The sequence below is a fragment of the Fulvivirga sediminis genome (genome assembly GCF_016757215.1).
In the GTDB taxonomy this organism is placed as follows: domain Bacteria; phylum Bacteroidota; class Bacteroidia; order Cytophagales; family Cyclobacteriaceae; genus Fulvivirga; species Fulvivirga sediminis.
Map to the genome: position 1 here is coordinate 112619 of NZ_JAESIY010000010.1, position 16849 is coordinate 129467.

17 protein-coding genes are annotated in these 16849 nt (G+C 36.3%); 10 read left to right on the forward strand and 7 right to left on the reverse strand.

Features of this window, described 5'->3' with window-relative positions; genetic code table 11:
• The first annotated feature begins 191 nt into the window (after window positions 1-191).
• The gene (locus JL102_RS17925) at window positions 192-506 is read left to right on the forward strand and encodes a DinB family protein (protein ID WP_237390653.1); all 315 of its coding nucleotides are present in this window, start codon (window positions 192-194) and stop codon (window positions 504-506) included.
• 113 nt (window positions 507-619) lie between these two features.
• Here the strand turns inward: JL102_RS17925 and JL102_RS17930 are convergent, their stop codons facing one another.
• Complete coding sequence (locus JL102_RS17930) at window positions 620-823, reverse strand: hypothetical protein (RefSeq protein WP_202245827.1); 204 nt, start codon at window positions 821-823, stop codon at window positions 620-622.
• A gap of 267 nt (window positions 824-1090) precedes the next feature.
• Here JL102_RS17930 and JL102_RS17935 point away from each other — a divergent pair, with 267 nt between their 5' ends.
• Both JL102_RS17935 and JL102_RS17940 read left to right on the forward strand, forming a co-directional pair.
• Complete coding sequence (locus tag JL102_RS17935) at window positions 1091-1999, forward strand: hypothetical protein (RefSeq protein WP_202245828.1); 909 nt, start codon at window positions 1091-1093, stop codon at window positions 1997-1999.
• A gap of 315 nt (window positions 2000-2314) precedes the next feature.
• Window positions 2315-2794 (forward strand): DinB family protein, encoded by a 480-nt coding sequence (locus JL102_RS17940; protein ID WP_202245829.1) that lies wholly within the window; start codon window positions 2315-2317, stop codon window positions 2792-2794.
• Between the two features lie 64 nt (window positions 2795-2858).
• Here JL102_RS17940 and JL102_RS17945 read toward each other — a convergent pair whose 3' ends face one another.
• Both JL102_RS17945 and fmt read right to left on the reverse strand, forming a co-directional pair.
• Complete coding sequence (locus JL102_RS17945) at window positions 2859-3359, reverse strand: dihydrofolate reductase (protein ID WP_202245830.1); 501 nt, start codon at window positions 3357-3359, stop codon at window positions 2859-2861.
• 79 nt (window positions 3360-3438) lie between these two features.
• Entirely contained in the window at window positions 3439-4368 is a 930-nt protein-coding gene (gene fmt / locus JL102_RS17950; protein WP_202245831.1) for a methionyl-tRNA formyltransferase, read from the reverse strand.
• A 272-nt stretch (window positions 4369-4640) separates the two neighbouring features.
• On the opposite strand from fmt, the gene JL102_RS17955 reads away from it, so the two are divergent.
• The 6 genes from JL102_RS17955 to JL102_RS17980 all read left to right on the forward strand — a co-directional run bounded on the left by JL102_RS17955 (window position 4641) and on the right by JL102_RS17980 (window position 10993).
• Window positions 4641-6260, forward strand: coding sequence for an ABC-F family ATP-binding cassette domain-containing protein (locus tag JL102_RS17955; RefSeq protein WP_202245832.1), 1620 nt, complete (start codon window positions 4641-4643; stop codon window positions 6258-6260).
• A gap of 66 nt (window positions 6261-6326) precedes the next feature.
• Window positions 6327-6668, forward strand: a complete 342-nt coding sequence (locus tag JL102_RS17960; protein ID WP_202245833.1) for a hypothetical protein — start codon at window positions 6327-6329, stop codon at window positions 6666-6668.
• A 91-nt stretch (window positions 6669-6759) separates the two neighbouring features.
• Window positions 6760-7476, forward strand: coding sequence for a glycoside hydrolase family 25 protein (locus JL102_RS17965; protein ID WP_202245834.1), 717 nt, complete (start codon window positions 6760-6762; stop codon window positions 7474-7476).
• A gap of 342 nt (window positions 7477-7818) precedes the next feature.
• A complete protein-coding gene (locus tag JL102_RS17970) occupies window positions 7819-8655 on the forward strand; it encodes a tetratricopeptide repeat protein (protein WP_202245835.1) in 837 nt (278 codons plus the stop codon).
• Between the two features lie 18 nt (window positions 8656-8673).
• Window positions 8674-9279 (forward strand): SMI1/KNR4 family protein, encoded by a 606-nt coding sequence (locus JL102_RS17975; protein WP_202245836.1) that lies wholly within the window; start codon window positions 8674-8676, stop codon window positions 9277-9279.
• Window positions 9280-9469: 190 nt separating this feature from the next.
• Window positions 9470-10993 (forward strand): hypothetical protein, encoded by a 1524-nt coding sequence (locus JL102_RS17980; protein ID WP_202245837.1) that lies wholly within the window; start codon window positions 9470-9472, stop codon window positions 10991-10993.
• A 20-nt stretch (window positions 10994-11013) separates the two neighbouring features.
• Here the strand turns inward: JL102_RS17980 and JL102_RS17985 are convergent, their stop codons facing one another.
• Window positions 11014-13515 carry an Hsp70 family protein gene (locus tag JL102_RS17985; protein WP_202245838.1) on the reverse strand — a complete coding sequence of 834 codons (2502 nt, stop codon included), beginning with the start codon at window positions 13513-13515 and terminating at the stop codon, window positions 11014-11016.
• Between the two features lie 3 nt (window positions 13516-13518).
• Entirely contained in the window at window positions 13519-13839 is a 321-nt protein-coding gene (locus tag JL102_RS17990) for a hypothetical protein (protein WP_202245839.1), read from the reverse strand.
• A gap of 303 nt (window positions 13840-14142) precedes the next feature.
• Here JL102_RS17990 and JL102_RS17995 point away from each other — a divergent pair, with 303 nt between their 5' ends.
• A complete protein-coding gene (locus JL102_RS17995; protein WP_202245840.1) occupies window positions 14143-14685 on the forward strand; it encodes a hypothetical protein in 543 nt (180 codons plus the stop codon).
• 103 nt (window positions 14686-14788) lie between these two features.
• On the opposite strand, the gene lgt is transcribed toward JL102_RS17995, so the two are convergent.
• Window positions 14789-15640 (reverse strand): prolipoprotein diacylglyceryl transferase, encoded by an 852-nt coding sequence (gene lgt / locus JL102_RS18000; protein ID WP_202245841.1) that lies wholly within the window; start codon window positions 15638-15640, stop codon window positions 14789-14791.
• Complete coding sequence (locus JL102_RS18005; RefSeq protein ID WP_202245842.1) at window positions 15633-16805, reverse strand: exo-beta-N-acetylmuramidase NamZ family protein; 1173 nt, start codon at window positions 16803-16805, stop codon at window positions 15633-15635. The genes lgt and JL102_RS18005 overlap by 8 nt, the downstream gene beginning before the upstream one ends.
• Window positions 16806-16849: the final 44 nt, after the last annotated feature.

The window sequence follows — 16849 nt, forward strand, 5'->3', positions numbered from 1 at the left end:
AGTAATAATTAAAATAATTGGAAGAAGAGTTGTGATAATTATGCCTGTGATCCATATAATGAGTGCCTTTTCTATTGTTAGAAATAAGAATAGCATTAAATATGGCGCCTAGATTTAATACCCATTTAGGTTTTCTTATTTGGCTTATTTATGAACTGTTAATTAAGCGATTATTAAAAGTTAATATAGATATGAATTCAAATAACCAACCCATTATTACTCAACTGACACAACTACTAACTGTAGGTAACGCCCACGCCTCTTTTGAGCAAGCCGTAGCTGATTTGCCTGAGGAATATCGAGGTAAGCGCCCTGATGGATTGCCTTACAGTATTTGGGAGTTAGTAGAGCATTTACGTATCGCTCAGCATGATATTCTGGATTTTTCGATCAATCCTGATTATAAGGAAATGGCTTGGCCGGATGATTACTGGCCTGAAAATCAAACTCCTGAAAAGGCGGATGCCTGGCACACATCTATCAAACAGATTCAAGAAGATAAGTAGAAATTTGTAGAGGTAATATCAGATCCAAAGGCCGATTTATATACACCCTTCTAACATGGCAGTGGCCAAAATTTATTAAGGGAGGCTCTTCTTATCGCTGATCATAATAGCTATCATGTAGGCCAAATAATAGTGGTTAGAAGGCTGTCTTCATAGGCTTGTTTTTTAGGATCAACTTCTGTTCCTATCTTATTAAGAGCGTATGATTTTAATGCTTTAGCTAATCGTATTATTTCTTTCTGATTTTTGGCGCTTAGCACATCAGAGGCTTCAGTATCATTATATATTTGATTGAGATAATCAAAGCCAATAAACATGATTTGTGTTTTCGTTGATGATTGACCGTGACTGTTTGAGATGGTTAAGAAGGGGACTGCATAAAGAAATGCAAGTGCAAATATTTTAATAATTACATTTTTGAGTAATCCATTAAAGTAGGTAACAATTATCCTTTTACAATAAAAAATACTGAATAATGTAATGTGTGGGTCATGATTTATATTGTATTCATTTTTTATATGATAAAGTGGGTTACTTAAAAATACTGCTACTTATAAACTTTGTAAATACTAAACAATATTAATATGAAGACAAGATTACTAATATGTGGGTTATTGTTTATTACTGGTATAAGCCTCGCGCAAAAGTATAAGGTGAAGAAAGATGTTCTTTACAAAGACAAAGTAGTAATTGGGAAAGTGACTGGTAAAGTAAAAGAGTTTACAGTTTTTGATAATAATGATGCCCCTATATTGCATGCTAATCAGGGCTATTTTAAGGCCAGGATTCCGGGTCAAAAAGATATTTTATGGATGGATCTTGAATTTCCCGCTTTAGACAAGAAGGTGAGGATCAATAGTATGACATATTGGAGTGTGAAGAATTTCTTAAATGTAGAACTTTTTGGCAAGGGAGTACATCTGTATGATGATGGTTTTAATACGAACGACATTGACACTTTTGTAGATGTAGCTGAAAAAGTACGAAAAGATACCATGGAGGTGGTTGAAGTGCTTAATTATTACAATGTAGCGTTGTCTAAATTAGGAATGCCTAAAAAGCCAGACGCCTCTTTGTATTTTGAGAAAATCTATAATTCCAGGAACTATTGGATTTATCAAATCTATAGGAATGAAGGTGAAGAGGGAGAGGAGAAGAGATCTATCAAGATAGGTAAAATGGAGTTCTCTGGAGTAGCAGATCGTTCTATTGCCAGTTCCACAGGAAGCGGTAAAAAAGTAAATGAAATGAAGATTTACCGAAAATTAATAGCTGAAGTAACAGGGCCAGATTCTAAGTATTTAGAGTATACCGATGGAAATTATTTGTTGGCAGCCACTATTGATTTAAATGATGCATTAGGTGAGCTTTATTTGTATCAAGATGGTGAATATATGTCGAGAATGAAATATGAGGTAAAAACAGGTGATAAATCTGAAGGAACTATCGGTAAATCAGTAGCTAATTGGATGTTTAGCCATGGTTATTTGTAATACAGAGTTTAATGATTGAGGAATAATTTCATCTGTTTTTTTAGTAAACTAACAACTAAGATTATAATAATGAGTGGAATAAATATCAGAGCTATTAATCCTGTGATCCAGTTATCAGTTTTATGATCGTCTCTTATATAATGCGATAGAGATCTAAAAGCAGGATTTATGAGGCTGTTAATAATTGCTCCTAATGAAAGTATCAGTCGGTTTATTCTGGATATGTAGCTATTTTTTAACTGTACGGTGCTGAGGTTGTTTAGTGTATGAACCCTTCCTAAGATAATTAAGAAGGCAATTTAAAAATATACTACAATGAACAACCAAATTAAATCATTAATAGAGCAGGTTTCTTCACTTTTAAAAGGAGGCAACGCCCATGTTACTTTAGAACAGGCAGTGGCTGATTTGCCCGCAGAGTATCGAGGTAAAAGGCCAGACGGGCTGCCATATAGCGTGTGGGAGCTGGTGGAGCATATGCGATTAGCGCAGGCAGATATTCTTGATTTTTCAACAAATGCCAATTATGAAACCTGGAATTGGCCAGATGATTACTGGCCTGCTGATGCGGCACCGGCCAGTGAAGAAGAGTGGCAAAATTCTCTAACTCAGATCAAGGAGGACAGAGATAAATATATAGCCCTTATTTCAGATCCTGAAGTTGATTTATATACACCCTTCAAACATGGCAGTGGACAAAATCTTCTCAGAGAAGCATTATTGATAGCTGATCATAATAGCTATCATGTAGGGCAAATTATAGTGGTTAGAAGGCTGTTGGGACAGTGGGGCTAGCCAAGGAAGAGTTTTATAGTATTGAGATTTGGTGGTAAAATTAAATCTCAATACTTACTCAAAATTATTCTTTTACATAGGTGACAAAGTCAAAGCTATAGGCATGTTTTTCGTCTTTTGCATGAGGAATTCTTTCTTTTTCTATCCATTCCAGCTTGTTGAAAGTAGGAAAAAAGGCATCTCCATCAAATGAAGCATGAATTTCGGTAAGATACATCACGTCAGCATGTTGTAAGCCTAGCTCGTATATTTGACCGCCTCCAATGATAAATACCTCAGGTTCATTGTTCTTTCTGGCTATTTCAAGCGCATCTTCTAGTGAATGAACAATCTCTACTCCATCAGCCGTCCAGTCATTATTTTTAGTCATAACAATATTGGTACGGTTAGGCAGAGGGCGATATTTCTCAGGGATAGACTCAAAATTTTTTCTTCCCATAATAACATGGTGGCCAGACGTTTTTTCCATGAAAAAACGCATGTCATCCGGTAAATCCCAAACCATGTCATTGTCTTTTCCTATCACAAAATTTTCGGCTATAGCCGCTATCATTGATATTTTCATTCGCTTATTTAATTATTAAAAAATATTTTCACCTCAAGAAACAGTCTCATAAGAAACTGAATTTTACTATTCAGGGTTATTAATTCACCTGATTTCCTCTTAAAAAATCTTCAATGTTCATTCTCTTTTTTCCTTGTATCTGGAGCTCTTTCACATTAATGGCGCCATCTGCAGTTCTAAAGCGAAGGTACGTTTTATTGTCACTATCATATTGTCCTGGCACTAAGGATTTTAGTCTTTCATCTAAAGGGGTTTTTTCTACGATAAAAACTTTGAGATTTTTATCGAGAATCTCCGTCCAGGCAGCAGGGTAAGGAGAGAGGCCTCTTATAAAGTTGTACACCATTTCTGTAGGCTGATCCCATTTTATCTCACAAGTTTCCCTGAAAATTTTCGGCGCTGATTTCAATTCCTGGCTTTCGTCCTGATTTATTTGCGGATAACTATCAGCTTGAATAGCTTCTACAGTTTTTAATACCAATTTAGAGCCTAGCTGCATTAAGCGTTCATACAGATCTCCTACAGTATCATTTTCACGTATGGCTTCTTTTTCTTGAAAAATGATTTTGCCCGTATCTATTTCATGCTGTAGAAAGAAGGTACTCACACCCGTTTCTTTTTCACCATTTATAATGGCCCAGTTAATAGGAGCGGCACCTCTATATTGTGGTAATAAAGAAGCGTGTAGGTTAAAAGTGCCTATTTCCGGCATATTCCATACTACTTCTGGCAGCATACGGAAGGCTACTACTATCTGCAGGTTAGCATTGTAGCTTTTTAGCTCTTCTATAAACTCTGGTGCTTTTAGATTAGTAGGTTGAAGTACAGGGATATTATGTTTTACTGCACAATCTTTCACCGGGGAAGTAGTCAGTTTCTGTCCTCTGCCTTTAGGCTTATCAGGAGCAGTAATTACCGCTACCACATTAAATTGATGCTCTACTAAAATTTCAAGTGATGGCACGGCAAATTCTGGCGTACCCATATATATTATTCTAAGGTCTTTCATGTGCTATTTCGTTTGTGAGGTGCAGGCATCATATGCCTCAGCCTGACCCTATTAAAGGCTCGTTTGAGTAATCGGTTATTTGGTTCAAGCAATAATTTGCTTCCTTTTGCTTTTATTAAAGGCAAAATATCTGCAAAGATTTGCTCTTCAGGTGGTCTTTCCAAGGAGCTATACATAAATTTCCTTGTAATCCTTTGGTATTAGTAGTACATGCTAATGATTTAATTACTTTCTTTGCAGTTTGTTTTAGGCCATAAATAAACTATTAAAGTATGCTTTCAGTACAGAACATATCCTTACAGTTTGGTAAACGCGTATTATTTGATGAGGTGAACATGAAGTTTACCGAAGGAAATTGCTACGGAGTAATTGGAGCCAACGGTGCGGGTAAGTCTACCTTTTTAAAAATATTAGCAGGTGATGTAGATCCCAACTCAGGTACGGTGAGCTTAGAGCCGGGCAAGAGAATGGCCGTGTTAAAGCAAAATCACTTTGAATTTGATGAGTTTTCTGTTTTAAATACAGTGATGAAGGGCCACAGCCAGTTGTGGAAGATTATAGAGGAGAAGGATGCTATTTATGCTAAACCAGACTTTGATGAGAAAGATGGAATAAGAGCATCAGAGCTGGAAGCAGAATTTGCTGAAATGGACGGATGGAATGCCGAGTCGGATGCAGCAGCTTTACTTAGCGGTTTGGGAATAACCGAAGACCTGCATTATTCATTAATGAAAGACCTAAGTGGTACTCAGAAGGTTAGGGTATTATTGGCGCAAGCCTTATTTGGTAACCCTGATGTACTTATTCTGGATGAGCCTACTAACGATTTGGATATTCATACCATTTCATGGTTAGAAGACTTCCTTTTAGATTTTAAAAACACAGTGATTGTGGTTTCTCACGACCGTCACTTTTTAGATACAGTTTGTACTCACATAGTGGATATTGACTATAGTAAGATTAATACCTTTACGGGTAACTACTCTTTCTGGTATCAGTCTAGCCAGTTGGCACTTAGTCAGAGATCTTCTGCCAATAAAAAGGCAGAAGAGAAGAAGAAGGAGTTGCAAGAATTTATTGCCAGATTTAGTGCTAATGCCTCTAAATCTAAGCAGGCTACCAGTAGAAGAAAGCTATTGGATAAGATTAATGTAGAAGATATCAAACCTTCTTCAAGAAGATATCCGGCCATTATTTTTACTCAAAACCGTGAGGCAGGAGACCAGATATTACAGGTAGAGGGGTTAAGCAAGTCTGTAGAAGGAAGAACCCTTTTTAAAGACCTTGATTTCTTTGTGAATAAAGGAGATAAGATTGCTATCATCAGTAAAGATAGTATGGCCACCACAGCACTGTTTAAAATATTGGCTGGAGAAAGCCAGCCAGATAGTGGTGAATTTAAATTTGGCCAGACCATTACATCTGCCTACTTGCCTAATGAAAATGAGGAGTACTTTGATAATGATCTCAATTTGGTGGATTGGCTGAGGCAATACTCAGAAGGAGAGAAGGACGAAGTGTATATCAGAGGCTTTTTAGGTAAGATGTTATTCTCAGGTCAGGAAGTATTGAAAAAGAGTAATGTGCTTTCTGGAGGTGAAAAAGTGAGATGTATGCTTTCTAAAGCGATGCTTTCTGGAGCTAATCTATTAATCATGGATGAACCAACCAACCATCTGGATCTGGAATCTATTCAGGCGCTAAACAACGGTTTGGCAGAATTTCCTGGCACTGTTTTATTCACATCTCATGACCATGAGTTTACTCAAACCATTGCTAATAGAGTAATTGAAATTACACCTACAGGTTACTTAGATAAGCTTATGAGTTTTGATGACTATATAGAAGATGATTCAATTACAGAGCAGAGAGATGCAATGTATAAAGTATAAAAGCTTAAATTGATAAGTGAAAGGCCTCGAAAGAGGCCTTTTTTGTTTTACATTATAATTGAAATTATGATTGACCTTGCAGGATTAGAAACTATAGAATTTCACGATGTACGGGTAGGAAGGATTGACTACAATGAAGAGCCTCTTGGAAATATTGAGATTGAAATTTTTCAATGGAATGAGGAGGTTAATGATTATATCATTATTCTTTTGGTTTTTGGGGAGCTTAGTAGGGTAATGCCTCAATCCATTTCATGCAAGGAGAACGATGAGTTAAAAGTGTATTCGTTTGATTATTATGTGGAAGACGAGCTTTTTTATGGGGAATTCACCTTTCTTCATGGTATAGGAGGGCATAGTAGTACCTTGGAATTAGTTTGTAAGTCTGTGATCATAGAATTCAAATAATTGAATTTGATTATGTAATAAAATATGAAGCAGGAAGTTTAAATAATTGAGATTAAAGAATATCATTCTCCTTAAAACCACGATCTGAAAATTGAACAAAAAACACGTTGTACTAATATTGGTGATTGTAGCAGTTATGGCTGCTATATTTTTTTATACCGGTTATCTAAGGTTTAGCTATCCATCTTTAGAAGAATACCCTATACAAGGGATCGATATTTCTCACCATCAGGGTAATATTGATTGGGAGAAGTTAACCAAGGAAAATATGGCATTTGTATTCATAAAGGCCACAGAAGGAGGGGATTACACTGATCCTAAATTTGTTGAAAATTGGAAAAATGCTCAGCAGCAGGATATTGAGGTGGGAGCCTATCATTTTTATCGATTATGTAGGTCGGGAGCAGAGCAGGCGAGTCATTTTATAGCTACAGTTCCTTATAATTCTAATAATTTGCCGCCGGTGGTAGATTTAGAATTCGGGGGTAACTGTGAGACAGATCAGTCTCCAGAGCAACTCATTAGGGAGATTGATATATTCTTGGCCTCAGTAGAAGATCATTATCATAAAAAGCCTATAATTTACGCGACCCAGAAATTCTATGATGAATATCTGCAAGATCAATTTTCTGAAAATCCTATCTGGCTTAGGGGAATTTTCGGGAAACCATCTCTAATAGACGGCAGGCCTTGGACCTTTTGGCAGTTTGCTAACAGAGGTCATTTATCTGGGGTAGAAACCTATGTAGATATTAATGTATTTCATGGCTCGGAAAATGACTTTAATGAATTGGTGAAGGGGAATTGATATTCACCTATAATGATAAGGGTTGACCGAAATTATTTACTTCACTTCCTCTTCGTTTCTTTATTGTAACACGTATTTCATGGTCTGATTGATAATCAAAACCAAGTCTATCATCACCTATTATAGCTGCTTCTCTATCGAGATTATAATCTTAAAATAAGACCGAGCTGAGTTTCCAGTTTTCCTCCCTGCTTGTCATTAAATCCTTGCCTGTAAATTTTTAGTAAAATATAATTGGCTTCATACCTGTTAGTTGTGATTGAGAAGGTAGGTTTTCATTTCTTAGGCAAGTATTTTTGAGTCGTTAAATTTGTAGATAAAGCTATTTTTTAAAAAAATCAGATGATGAAATTACCTAAAAATATCGATAAAATTTCTCTGTTTACAGCCAATGAAATAGGCCCATACCCTCCTAATGGATTTTTTCCCTTTCATGAAGCCGAAATGGGTAACGGAGATTATTATGGGCTTTATTGGGAGTTTGGTAAGGAGAATGATGAACCAGTTATCTGTGAGATGATTCATGATGAAGGTAGTATTAGACCGAGATTTTCTTCTTTAGACAAATTCCTGGAATGGAATAGCTTATATGAGGAAAATGATTTTGAATACCCTGATGAAGAAATTGAAGATGACAACTTTCTGTACGCCCATCTGAATAAGGGAAATGAGTGTCTCAGACAAAATAATATAGAAGAAGCCATAAAGTACTATCAACTTGGCACTCAAAGTTTCGGAGAGGTGAGTGAAAATTGGTTTAAGCTGGCTTCTCAGCAGAAGAGATTAGGAGATGAACTGTCATTTCAAAAAAGCCTCATTCATGCTATAATCTCTAATTGGGCCATTGAGATTCCTTCTCAGAATGCTCTGAGAATGCTTAAGAATTTAAAACCTGTAGAGGAATTAAAAGATCATCCGCTAATTAAAAAAAGGGAGCACCTATCGTTCAGTTTTGGCGGTCAGAAGGTAAACGACGAGTATGTTGTTTTGAATGAAATGATAGAAGAATTGTATCAAATAGGGGAAGATAATGCTGGTTTTCTGATGGAGCAAAACTATGCGCTTATGATGTACTGGGAAACTTCTTCATTTCAGGAAAGGTATAATTTCGATCTTACGGACTGGAAGAAAAAGTTTGCAGTAAAAACTAAGCATAGGTTAATAACAGAGCTATCATAGTCTCTAATTAAAAATTTCATGAATACAATACCCGAAAAATATATTGAAGGTCTTAAGAAGGCATATTTAGAAAATAACGGCAGGGAACAGTGGGAGTACTTTGAGAATGTTATCCATGGTGCTGACTTTGCAGTAATTGATCAGTTGAAGCAAATTTATCCTGATGTTCCTGAGGCATTAGTTGACCTTTTGAAATATGTGGATGGTACCTATTGGAGAAAATATGGAGATGCAGAGATAACGTTTTTCTTTTTGGGTTCTGACCTTTATGAGTATCCTTACTATTTACTATCGGCACAGCAAATGATAGAAAATAAGCATATGGCTGCTGAAAATTATTCTGATTATATCGCAAGAGAATATGAGGAGGTGGAGATTGATGATAAGATAACGAATAACACAAAAGACATTAAGTGGCTTCATTTTTCTGACTGCATGAATAATGGAGGAACCTCTCAGTTGTTTATCGATTTTAGCCCTTCTGAAACTGGAGAAAAAGGCCAGGTAGTCAGGTTTTTGCATGATCCTGATGAATTTAAAGTTATAGCCTCAAGTTTTGATCAGTACTTGCAAAAAGTGATCGACCAAGGATATAATTTCATTAATGTGGATTTGATGGCGTGATGCATCTTTTGGTTCAAAAGAGTACTACTGATATGAAGTAGCCTTTTAGATCAGAGTACTTTGATGCCGCTCTAGATGAGTTATTTAGGGTAACCTTTTATTATCAGAAGGAATATATTCGATATCAAAGCTGCAATTTTTTGGCTATTGACATATTACAAAGTATAAGGCCTATTTTTTATTTTTTTATATGACTGATTATAAGTCCCCTTTTCCTGTGCTGAGGTACTCAGGTGTAAACTTACAGGATATTAATGACCAGACTCTGATTAAGGCTAAGAAGGTGCTTTTGGTGGAGTTGGAGCATTCAGATGAATCGATTTTAAACGTAGAAGGGACTAAGTGGACAAAAAATGACATTATAAATCTCTTTGAAGCCTTATCAAATGTTGAACACTTAACCTATTATAGGTGGATTGATGAAAACCCGGAATTGAGAGCCTTACTCGAGAACAATGTCCTGAATTTTAATGATGAGCTGTATGATGAAAAAATATTTCAAAAGGAGGAAATAGAAGGGTTTAAGTCTTTTATTTCTCCTTTTCTTGCTCAGCCTTTAGGAAAAAGCCTTAATCAGTATTTTTTAAGGCAAGAGTATGCTAAGTGTCATAAGCTCTTAAAAGTTACAGAATTGATAGAATCATCTTATTATGATGCCACCTTCGGAAAGTTGCAAAGTAGTATAAAGGGAATGGTTGAGGAGATTAGAATAATGAAGATGAAAGGTGTAGATCACTTTAGGGAGCAACAATGTAATTTCATTAATTACTACTTTGTTGAATTCCTTAATAGTTTACCTAATTCTTTTGGGTCTTTGAGAGAAAACTTTGCCTTGGCTGTCATCAGTCTTTCTGTGGTTATTCAGGGTCGTTACGCAGTCCTTTGTAAGCGTCTTTATTTGTCGCTACGTGTGCTTGATTGTTCTGCTGAGGCTAAAGAGATAATTGAAAATAATCTTAAGGTTTTTGAAGAAAAAGTAGATGAAATACGACGAATTACCTCAAATGATTCGGATAGTAGCTCAGGCGGCGCTCCTGTATTTTCGGGTGTTTTCATGATTGTTGTTGTTTTTATTGTGATATTAAAAACGTGTAGTCATAATGTTAAAGGCAGCAGGAGCAAAGCTGATTATGATATGGATTGGGCTAATCCTGTGATTCAGAAAGTAGCTCACTTATCAAATATGAGTACTTTGAAAAAATGGAGTAACCAACAAATATCTTCCCCAGGCTCAGTGATATATGACAGCATTGCGGTTATTGATAATTACCCGTATGCTGGAGAGTATCATGATCTGTTGGAATATAGGCCAACAGGAGGTAGGAAAATCTCTATCTCTAATGCATCTACTTATGATGTGGTGGTGTTTTTATCAACAAAATGGTACAACTATTCCGCTTTTTTAAAGGCAGAAGAGGAGATTTCTTTTCAAATAGCGAGGCATGATTATTTACAATTTTATTTAGGCAACGTGTGGATGCAAGCTTCAACTTCATTTAGCAATAATAAAACTGATCAGAGAGAGTGTTTCTCAAAAGTAGATTCTACCACTATCTCATTTTTAGATAAGATATGGCAAAATAGATGTACAGTGAAATCTAATTGTGGGGCTTCCCATTTTTCAATTTCGCAATCTACCAATAGTACCATTCAATTTTCAGCTGATAAAAAAAGCGGTCTGGTTGAAGTGGATAATTATTTTCAACCAGATTAGGAGAGTAGGCCAGCACTTATTTAGCCTACTCCGGTTCCTTTAAAGTTATTTAAAAAACTGTTTTCTTTCATCTCAGGTAAGAGATGGTGAAGATTAAAAGCTATCACTTTTAGTTCTTTGTAGTTTTGTCTTTCCAAAGCTTTTTGTCCCTGATCTTTTAAACTGTCTGCTAACTTTTTGTCTTTATACATCGAGTTGTTTATTCGGGCAAGTTGATAATATAAATCAATAATTCCTTCATCAGAGTTGATGTAGATATCACTTCGGAGTACTTTTAATTTTTTAATCAATTCTTCTATCAGGAAAATGCTTTGCCCTTTCACAGCTTCGTTTTCACTGCTAATTATATTGTTAAATTTGGCTTTTACCGATTCATCAGGGTGGGTTTCTACCTGTTTTCTTACTGACTCTTTTAATTCGTAATATGCAATGCGCAATTTAGTTAGGCGTGCATCTTTATTCAGGGAATCAAACTTCTGAGCTAACCTGCGTTTTCTTTCGCTTATATGGTACTTTTCATCACCTGATAAAGTGTTTTTCATCAAGGCAAATTCCTCTTCTATTAGCATAGCTTCAGATAAATACTCTTTCAGCGTAGCGGCCCCATCATAATCTGCTTGAGTCTCTTTTTCTCTTAAATCTTTTCTTATTTTATGAACTAGTAGAGATAGCTCGTCTTCGAGTTTGGCTTCACTAACATATTTTTCTGAAGAATTAAAAACCTGATCAAATTCCTGATCGGTCTGGCTTAGATAAACACAAACTCGGAGGTCTCGAGATTCAGATATTTCCATTCTTATCTCTAAATCTGATCCCTTTACTAAATCCATGTCTAATTTCGCAGGATCGATCTCAATAATACCAATGGTTTGATTGGTTTCAGGTAAGGCGTATAAGTCTCCTTCAAGTACATTTACTATTAATTTATCTTCTCCATCTTTATAAATGGTTTTTGATACTTCTCTATATATCGTCTTGTTTAATGGAAGGATACTATTCTTTGGAAATATAACCTCTAGCTTAGTACGCTTATTTTCTAAGTCGTCAACTTCAATACATATGTCATGGGGTAATGGCTGTCCATCAATGCTGAATTTTCCATGTAATATGCTTATTATAGGAATGTTAGTACCAACGGGTTCATGATTACTATTTAGTATTTCTACTTTAAAGTTATTTAATCGATCGGGGGCAAGAGTTAGAAATTCTCTAATCTTGGATGAGGCTTTAATAATGCCTGTGTCATAACCTCCATCTTCTCTTCTTATTCTATAGAAGTGGTCTTCTAAATCATCTTCAAAATCTACTAGTAGTACTTCTTCAGTATCCATACTTGATTTAGGATAAGATACCTTAGCTTGAAGCTGAGAAGTGGTTTCATAATTATTTTCGGTAGATGTAGAGACTTTTAATTTTTTCTGTTTTCCTGCTGCATATTGCGCTGCGCCTACCGCTACGGCAGTGGTAGGGTCTACAGAGGTGTTAACTTCAGTTTTGAGTCTCATCTGTAGCAGTTCTTGTACTCTGGGTATATATGTACTTCCTCCAACTAATATTACTTGCTTAATATCAGAGGTTTCAAGGTTGTTATCAGCAAGGAGTTCTTCAACTAATGTTAAAGTATAAGATAGCTTTTCTTGAATGCAAGTGTTAAACTGATCTCTTGTTACCATAAGGATAACCTCTTGCTCTATTCCATCTTCATCTTGTATTTCTATTTCAACGTCTACACTTTCTTTCACCGAAAGCTGTTTTTTTGCCTCTTCGGCTTTAAGTAAAAGAATTTGGTATAGTCTTCTGAAATTCAGCGTTCTATCTTCATATTCCTTTTGTAGGTATGCTAGTTCAGGGACTACAAATATCTGTTTTAAAAAGACATCAGTAACCAAGCGGTGGTCAAAGTCCAAGCCGCCTAAGAAGTTGTCGCCTCTGTGGTCTACTATTTTTAAATCTTGCTCATTAATAGAAGCTAAGGCTACATCAAAGGTGCCGCCACCCAGATCATACACTATCCAGTGCCCAGATTTCTCTGATCGATCTCCTTTGTTCACAAAGGCTAGACAAGCAGCAATAGGCTCTTGTAGGAGCACTACTTCCTCGAAGCCGGCTTCGTACCCAGCTTTTTTGGTAGCATTAGACTGTATCGTATCAAATGAAGCAGGTATAGTGATTACTACTGAATTCAGTTCTTCTCCGCTGTGAACAAAGTTTTTTAGCTCTCTCAAAACATGAGCAGACAGCTCTATTGGAGTCTTGGTTTCAGAAAGACTATTAACAAAAAAGGATTCTGAGGTGCCCATTTTTCTCTTAAATCCTCCAAATACATTGTCAGGGTCTTTGCCTAGCAATTCTCTTGCTTTGTCGCCTACAATGATCCTATTTCTTCTGAAACCTACTACTGAGGGTAAAGTTTGTTTGAGATCTAATGGGTTTTTGAACACTTCTACACCTGCATGGCTCGCCTTTGCTATAGCAGAGTTAGTGGTGCCTAGGTCTATAGCAAAATCAATAGTACTACTCATGTTTTATTCTGGCTTTTGTTCAACAATGACCACGGCTTTTTGAATTATATTGGGTGCATTATTGGTTTCTGTAAAAATAATAGGTTTGATTACTTTGCTTATATACATTTTTCCTTCAGTGAAGTCACCTATGATGTTGGCTTCACAATCAGTTCGTGTGTCATTGTAATCTTCATTAATAGGATTATGAAAGGTATACCCTAGTTCTTCGAGGTGATGTTTGATCCTACTAATATTTCTGCTGACGTTAATGAGATCGCCTTTAGTTTCAAGTTTTTGATTGACTTCGTGTACTTGGTTGATGATTCCAATGATAGCTTCCATAAAAACAATATGTTGGTCGTAAGTAATTAATAAAAAAATAGAATGCCGTTTAAAGTTAAATTAATATAGCTCTCAGTTGCAATCTTTTAGAATTTCATCTGAATAAAATAATGAAATGCTTTTAATTTATTACTCTTACTAATCTTATTAACTGCTTTCATTTTAATTCATGCTTTCAATGGGTTTTCTCAAAGCCCTTGTGAATGGTTTGTCGATCTTCAAGATAGTTTAATTGAAATTCAGAAGGAGGAAGTAGCAAACACACTAAGCCTGGATTCCAGTTATAAAATGTGGCAAAATATTATGCTTCAGAATAATTATAGTTATAGCTATGTTGTTAGAGGAGCTGATCTATTTGATAGTAATTCAGAGAGCTACACTTTTTTTAAAGTCATGGATAATGTCATAGTTGAAAGAAAGCACTATAGCTATAGTATGTATGGTTCTGGATATGAAACAAAATGTTATCCTTCAAAAGAGAATTGTGAATATTTAAAAAGGATAGAAGAAATAAGAAAATCGGACTCTGAGAAAGCTAAGGAAGCTTTGAAGAATCATTTAGAAGAGCATTATACGCCAATATTTAAGAAGAATTTTTATAACTGTTGGGAAGAGTATGAGGAGTTTGTCGGAGCTCATAAACGTTTTGGTTCGGCTCCTAGAACCATAGATGATTTATACCATGATTGCAGGTCATATCAAGCTGAAAGTGAAAAGAATAATGACTACATATTTGAGTATAAAGTGAGTGAAGATGGGGTTCTTTGTGAGTGCTATCTCAAAAATGAATTGTTAATGGACGCACAGGTTCTCAAGGGAGTAAGTATTTTAAGTGTAGATTTTTAGTCAAAGTATTTTGATGGGCTATTTGAAGTTCAAACCTTAGCAATGTCAATATTTATCTATCATGTAAAGAAAAAAGCTCCTGATTATCAGGAGCTTTTTATCATTATTTAGTTTCTAGTTTCGCTGCATTTTCATCGGGGTCTCTCGCATCTTTTTTCAAGTACATCATTACTAGCCCGAATATGATGAACGGTATGCTGAGCAGCTGCCCCATGTTAAACATCATGCCGGCTTCAAAGGCTGATTGATCTGCTTTTACAAATTCTATCAGGAATCTTGCTATGAAAAGCAGTGTAAAGAAAAGCCCAAATATAAAGCCATTGTGTCTGTTTGATTTTTTAAGCACAATACTTAGGATTACGAAAATGCTGAAATAGGCAATGGCTTCATAGAGTTGCCCTGGGTGGCGAGGTACGTTGTCTACCTGCTCAAATATAAATGCCCAGGCCACATCGGTAGGTTTACCAATTATTTCTGAGTTCATCAGATTCCCCATTCTTATGCAGCAACCAGCCAAAGCCCCAACCACACTGAGCCTGTCAAGTAACCAAAGTGGTTTTACTTTATACTTTCTGCAGAAAAGGATGGTAGCTATAAATACACCAAGAATACCACCATGGCTAGCTAATCCCTGAAATCCAACAAAGCGGAAAGGGTCAAACTTCACCGGAAGGAAAATTTCCGCGATATGTTGAGAGTAATAATCAAAGTCATAGAATATACAGTGAGCCAGACGAGCACCTATAACCGTGGCTAGCACCAGGTACATAGTAAGTTTTTCTAAATAGGTTTCATCTAGGCCTGCGGTTTTAAATTGCTTTTTGAGTAAGTAAAAGCTGAGTACAAAGCCTAGTGCGAAGCATAGTGAGTACCAGCGTAAGGCATAAAAACCAAGGTCTATTATTTCTTTGCTAGGATTCCAATGTATGTAATCTAAGGAGAAAATATTATTCATTATCTGGGTAAAGTAAGTATTTAGTTCTGATTGTTTTATATTTCTTGAGACCTTCTTCCCAAGTCTGTTTTATTTCTTTTTCAGAAAGCCCCTCTTTAATCTGAGCCTGTAGCTGATCAGTGCCAGCCAAGGTGTTAAAATAGGGCTTAAAAAAGTCTTTACGGTTATATTTTTTATAAAAATTGATTAAGTAATCTAAATTGAGACCCCCTTTTACATTTTTCTTCTTAGTAAAATTAATGCCATAGCAGGTTTTACCTTCATGTGGAGGCTCGTTAGACATGCCCTTGATGCTAGTGGGAGTAAACTTATCAGGCATGTCAGTAAATGCTGGGTGACCTATTTGTAAAAATGGCTCATAGGTGCCCCTGCCAACGCTTACTACAGTGCCTTCAAAAAAACAAAGTGAAGGGTAGAGCTCTATGGCTAGGTCACTAGGTAAATTTGGAGATGGTTTTACGGGTAGTGAATATTGATCTGAATGGTCGTAATTCTTTACCGGGATTACTCTCAAACTGCACTTTTCACCTCCTTCAAGCCAATTTTCGCCATTGATCATCAAGGCCAGTTCGCCTACAGTGAGGCCATGCAAAACAGGAATGGGGTCCATGGCAATAAATGATTTGAACTTTTCAGTTCTTATAGGGCCATCTATGTACATGCCGTTGGGGTTGGGGCGGTCTAGTACAAGCAAATCGACCTTATTGGTAGCGCAGGCATCCATTACATAGTGCATAGTGCTGATGTAGGTATAAAAACGAGTGCCTACATCCTGAATATCAAAAATAATAATATCAAGGCCTTTTAGATCTTCATTAGTGGGCTTTCGGTGGTTGCCATAAAGAGAAATGATCGGCGTATGAGTTTTTGCATCCATGCCATCTTTTACCAGTTCTCCATCAGCAGCCTGCCCTCTAAAACCATGTTCTGGAGAAAATACTTTTTTCACCTCAATGCCAAGGCTAAGTAAGGTGTCTACAAGGTGTGTTCCCCTAATTTCTGAGGTTTGATTCACCACCAGGGCTATTTTTTTCCCTTTTAAAAGAGGAAGATAAGCTGGTAGGTTATAAGCACCAGGCGTGATTGGCTGAGGGCTTTTGGGCTGTGAAAAGCTACAAGAGCACAAAACCATAAAAAATGATAGCAATAAAACGAGCCTGTTCATTAGTTATTCTTTAATTTGCGGTAAACTGCGGGTTAAAATTAATC

What these genes read in the sequence shown, in the direction of transcription:
- JL102_RS17925 (WP_237390653.1), top strand. Translation starts at nt 192, where the DNA reads ATGAATTCAAATAACCAACCCATTATTACTCAACTGACACAACTACTA.
- JL102_RS17930 (WP_202245827.1), bottom strand. Translation starts at nt 823, where the DNA reads ATGTTTATTGGCTTTGATTATCTCAATCAAATATATAATGATACTGAA.
- JL102_RS17935 (WP_202245828.1), top strand. Translation starts at nt 1,091, where the DNA reads ATGAAGACAAGATTACTAATATGTGGGTTATTGTTTATTACTGGTATA.
- JL102_RS17940 (WP_202245829.1), top strand. Translation starts at nt 2,315, where the DNA reads ATGAACAACCAAATTAAATCATTAATAGAGCAGGTTTCTTCACTTTTA.
- JL102_RS17945 (WP_202245830.1), bottom strand. Translation starts at nt 3,359, where the DNA reads ATGAAAATATCAATGATAGCGGCTATAGCCGAAAATTTTGTGATAGGA.
- fmt (WP_202245831.1), bottom strand. Translation starts at nt 4,368, where the DNA reads ATGAAAGACCTTAGAATAATATATATGGGTACGCCAGAATTTGCCGTG.
- JL102_RS17955 (WP_202245832.1), top strand. Translation starts at nt 4,641, where the DNA reads ATGCTTTCAGTACAGAACATATCCTTACAGTTTGGTAAACGCGTATTA.
- JL102_RS17960 (WP_202245833.1), top strand. Translation starts at nt 6,327, where the DNA reads ATGATTGACCTTGCAGGATTAGAAACTATAGAATTTCACGATGTACGG.
- JL102_RS17970 (WP_202245835.1), top strand. Translation starts at nt 7,819, where the DNA reads ATGATGAAATTACCTAAAAATATCGATAAAATTTCTCTGTTTACAGCC.
- JL102_RS17975 (WP_202245836.1), top strand. Translation starts at nt 8,674, where the DNA reads ATGAATACAATACCCGAAAAATATATTGAAGGTCTTAAGAAGGCATAT.
- JL102_RS17980 (WP_202245837.1), top strand. Translation starts at nt 9,470, where the DNA reads ATGACTGATTATAAGTCCCCTTTTCCTGTGCTGAGGTACTCAGGTGTA.
- JL102_RS17985 (WP_202245838.1), bottom strand. Translation starts at nt 13,515, where the DNA reads ATGAGTAGTACTATTGATTTTGCTATAGACCTAGGCACCACTAACTCT.
- JL102_RS17990 (WP_202245839.1), bottom strand. Translation starts at nt 13,839, where the DNA reads ATGGAAGCTATCATTGGAATCATCAACCAAGTACACGAAGTCAATCAA.
- JL102_RS17995 (WP_202245840.1), top strand. Translation starts at nt 14,143, where the DNA reads ATGCTTCAGAATAATTATAGTTATAGCTATGTTGTTAGAGGAGCTGAT.
- lgt (WP_202245841.1), bottom strand. Translation starts at nt 15,640, where the DNA reads ATGAATAATATTTTCTCCTTAGATTACATACATTGGAATCCTAGCAAA.
- JL102_RS18005 (WP_202245842.1), bottom strand. Translation starts at nt 16,805, where the DNA reads ATGAACAGGCTCGTTTTATTGCTATCATTTTTTATGGTTTTGTGCTCT.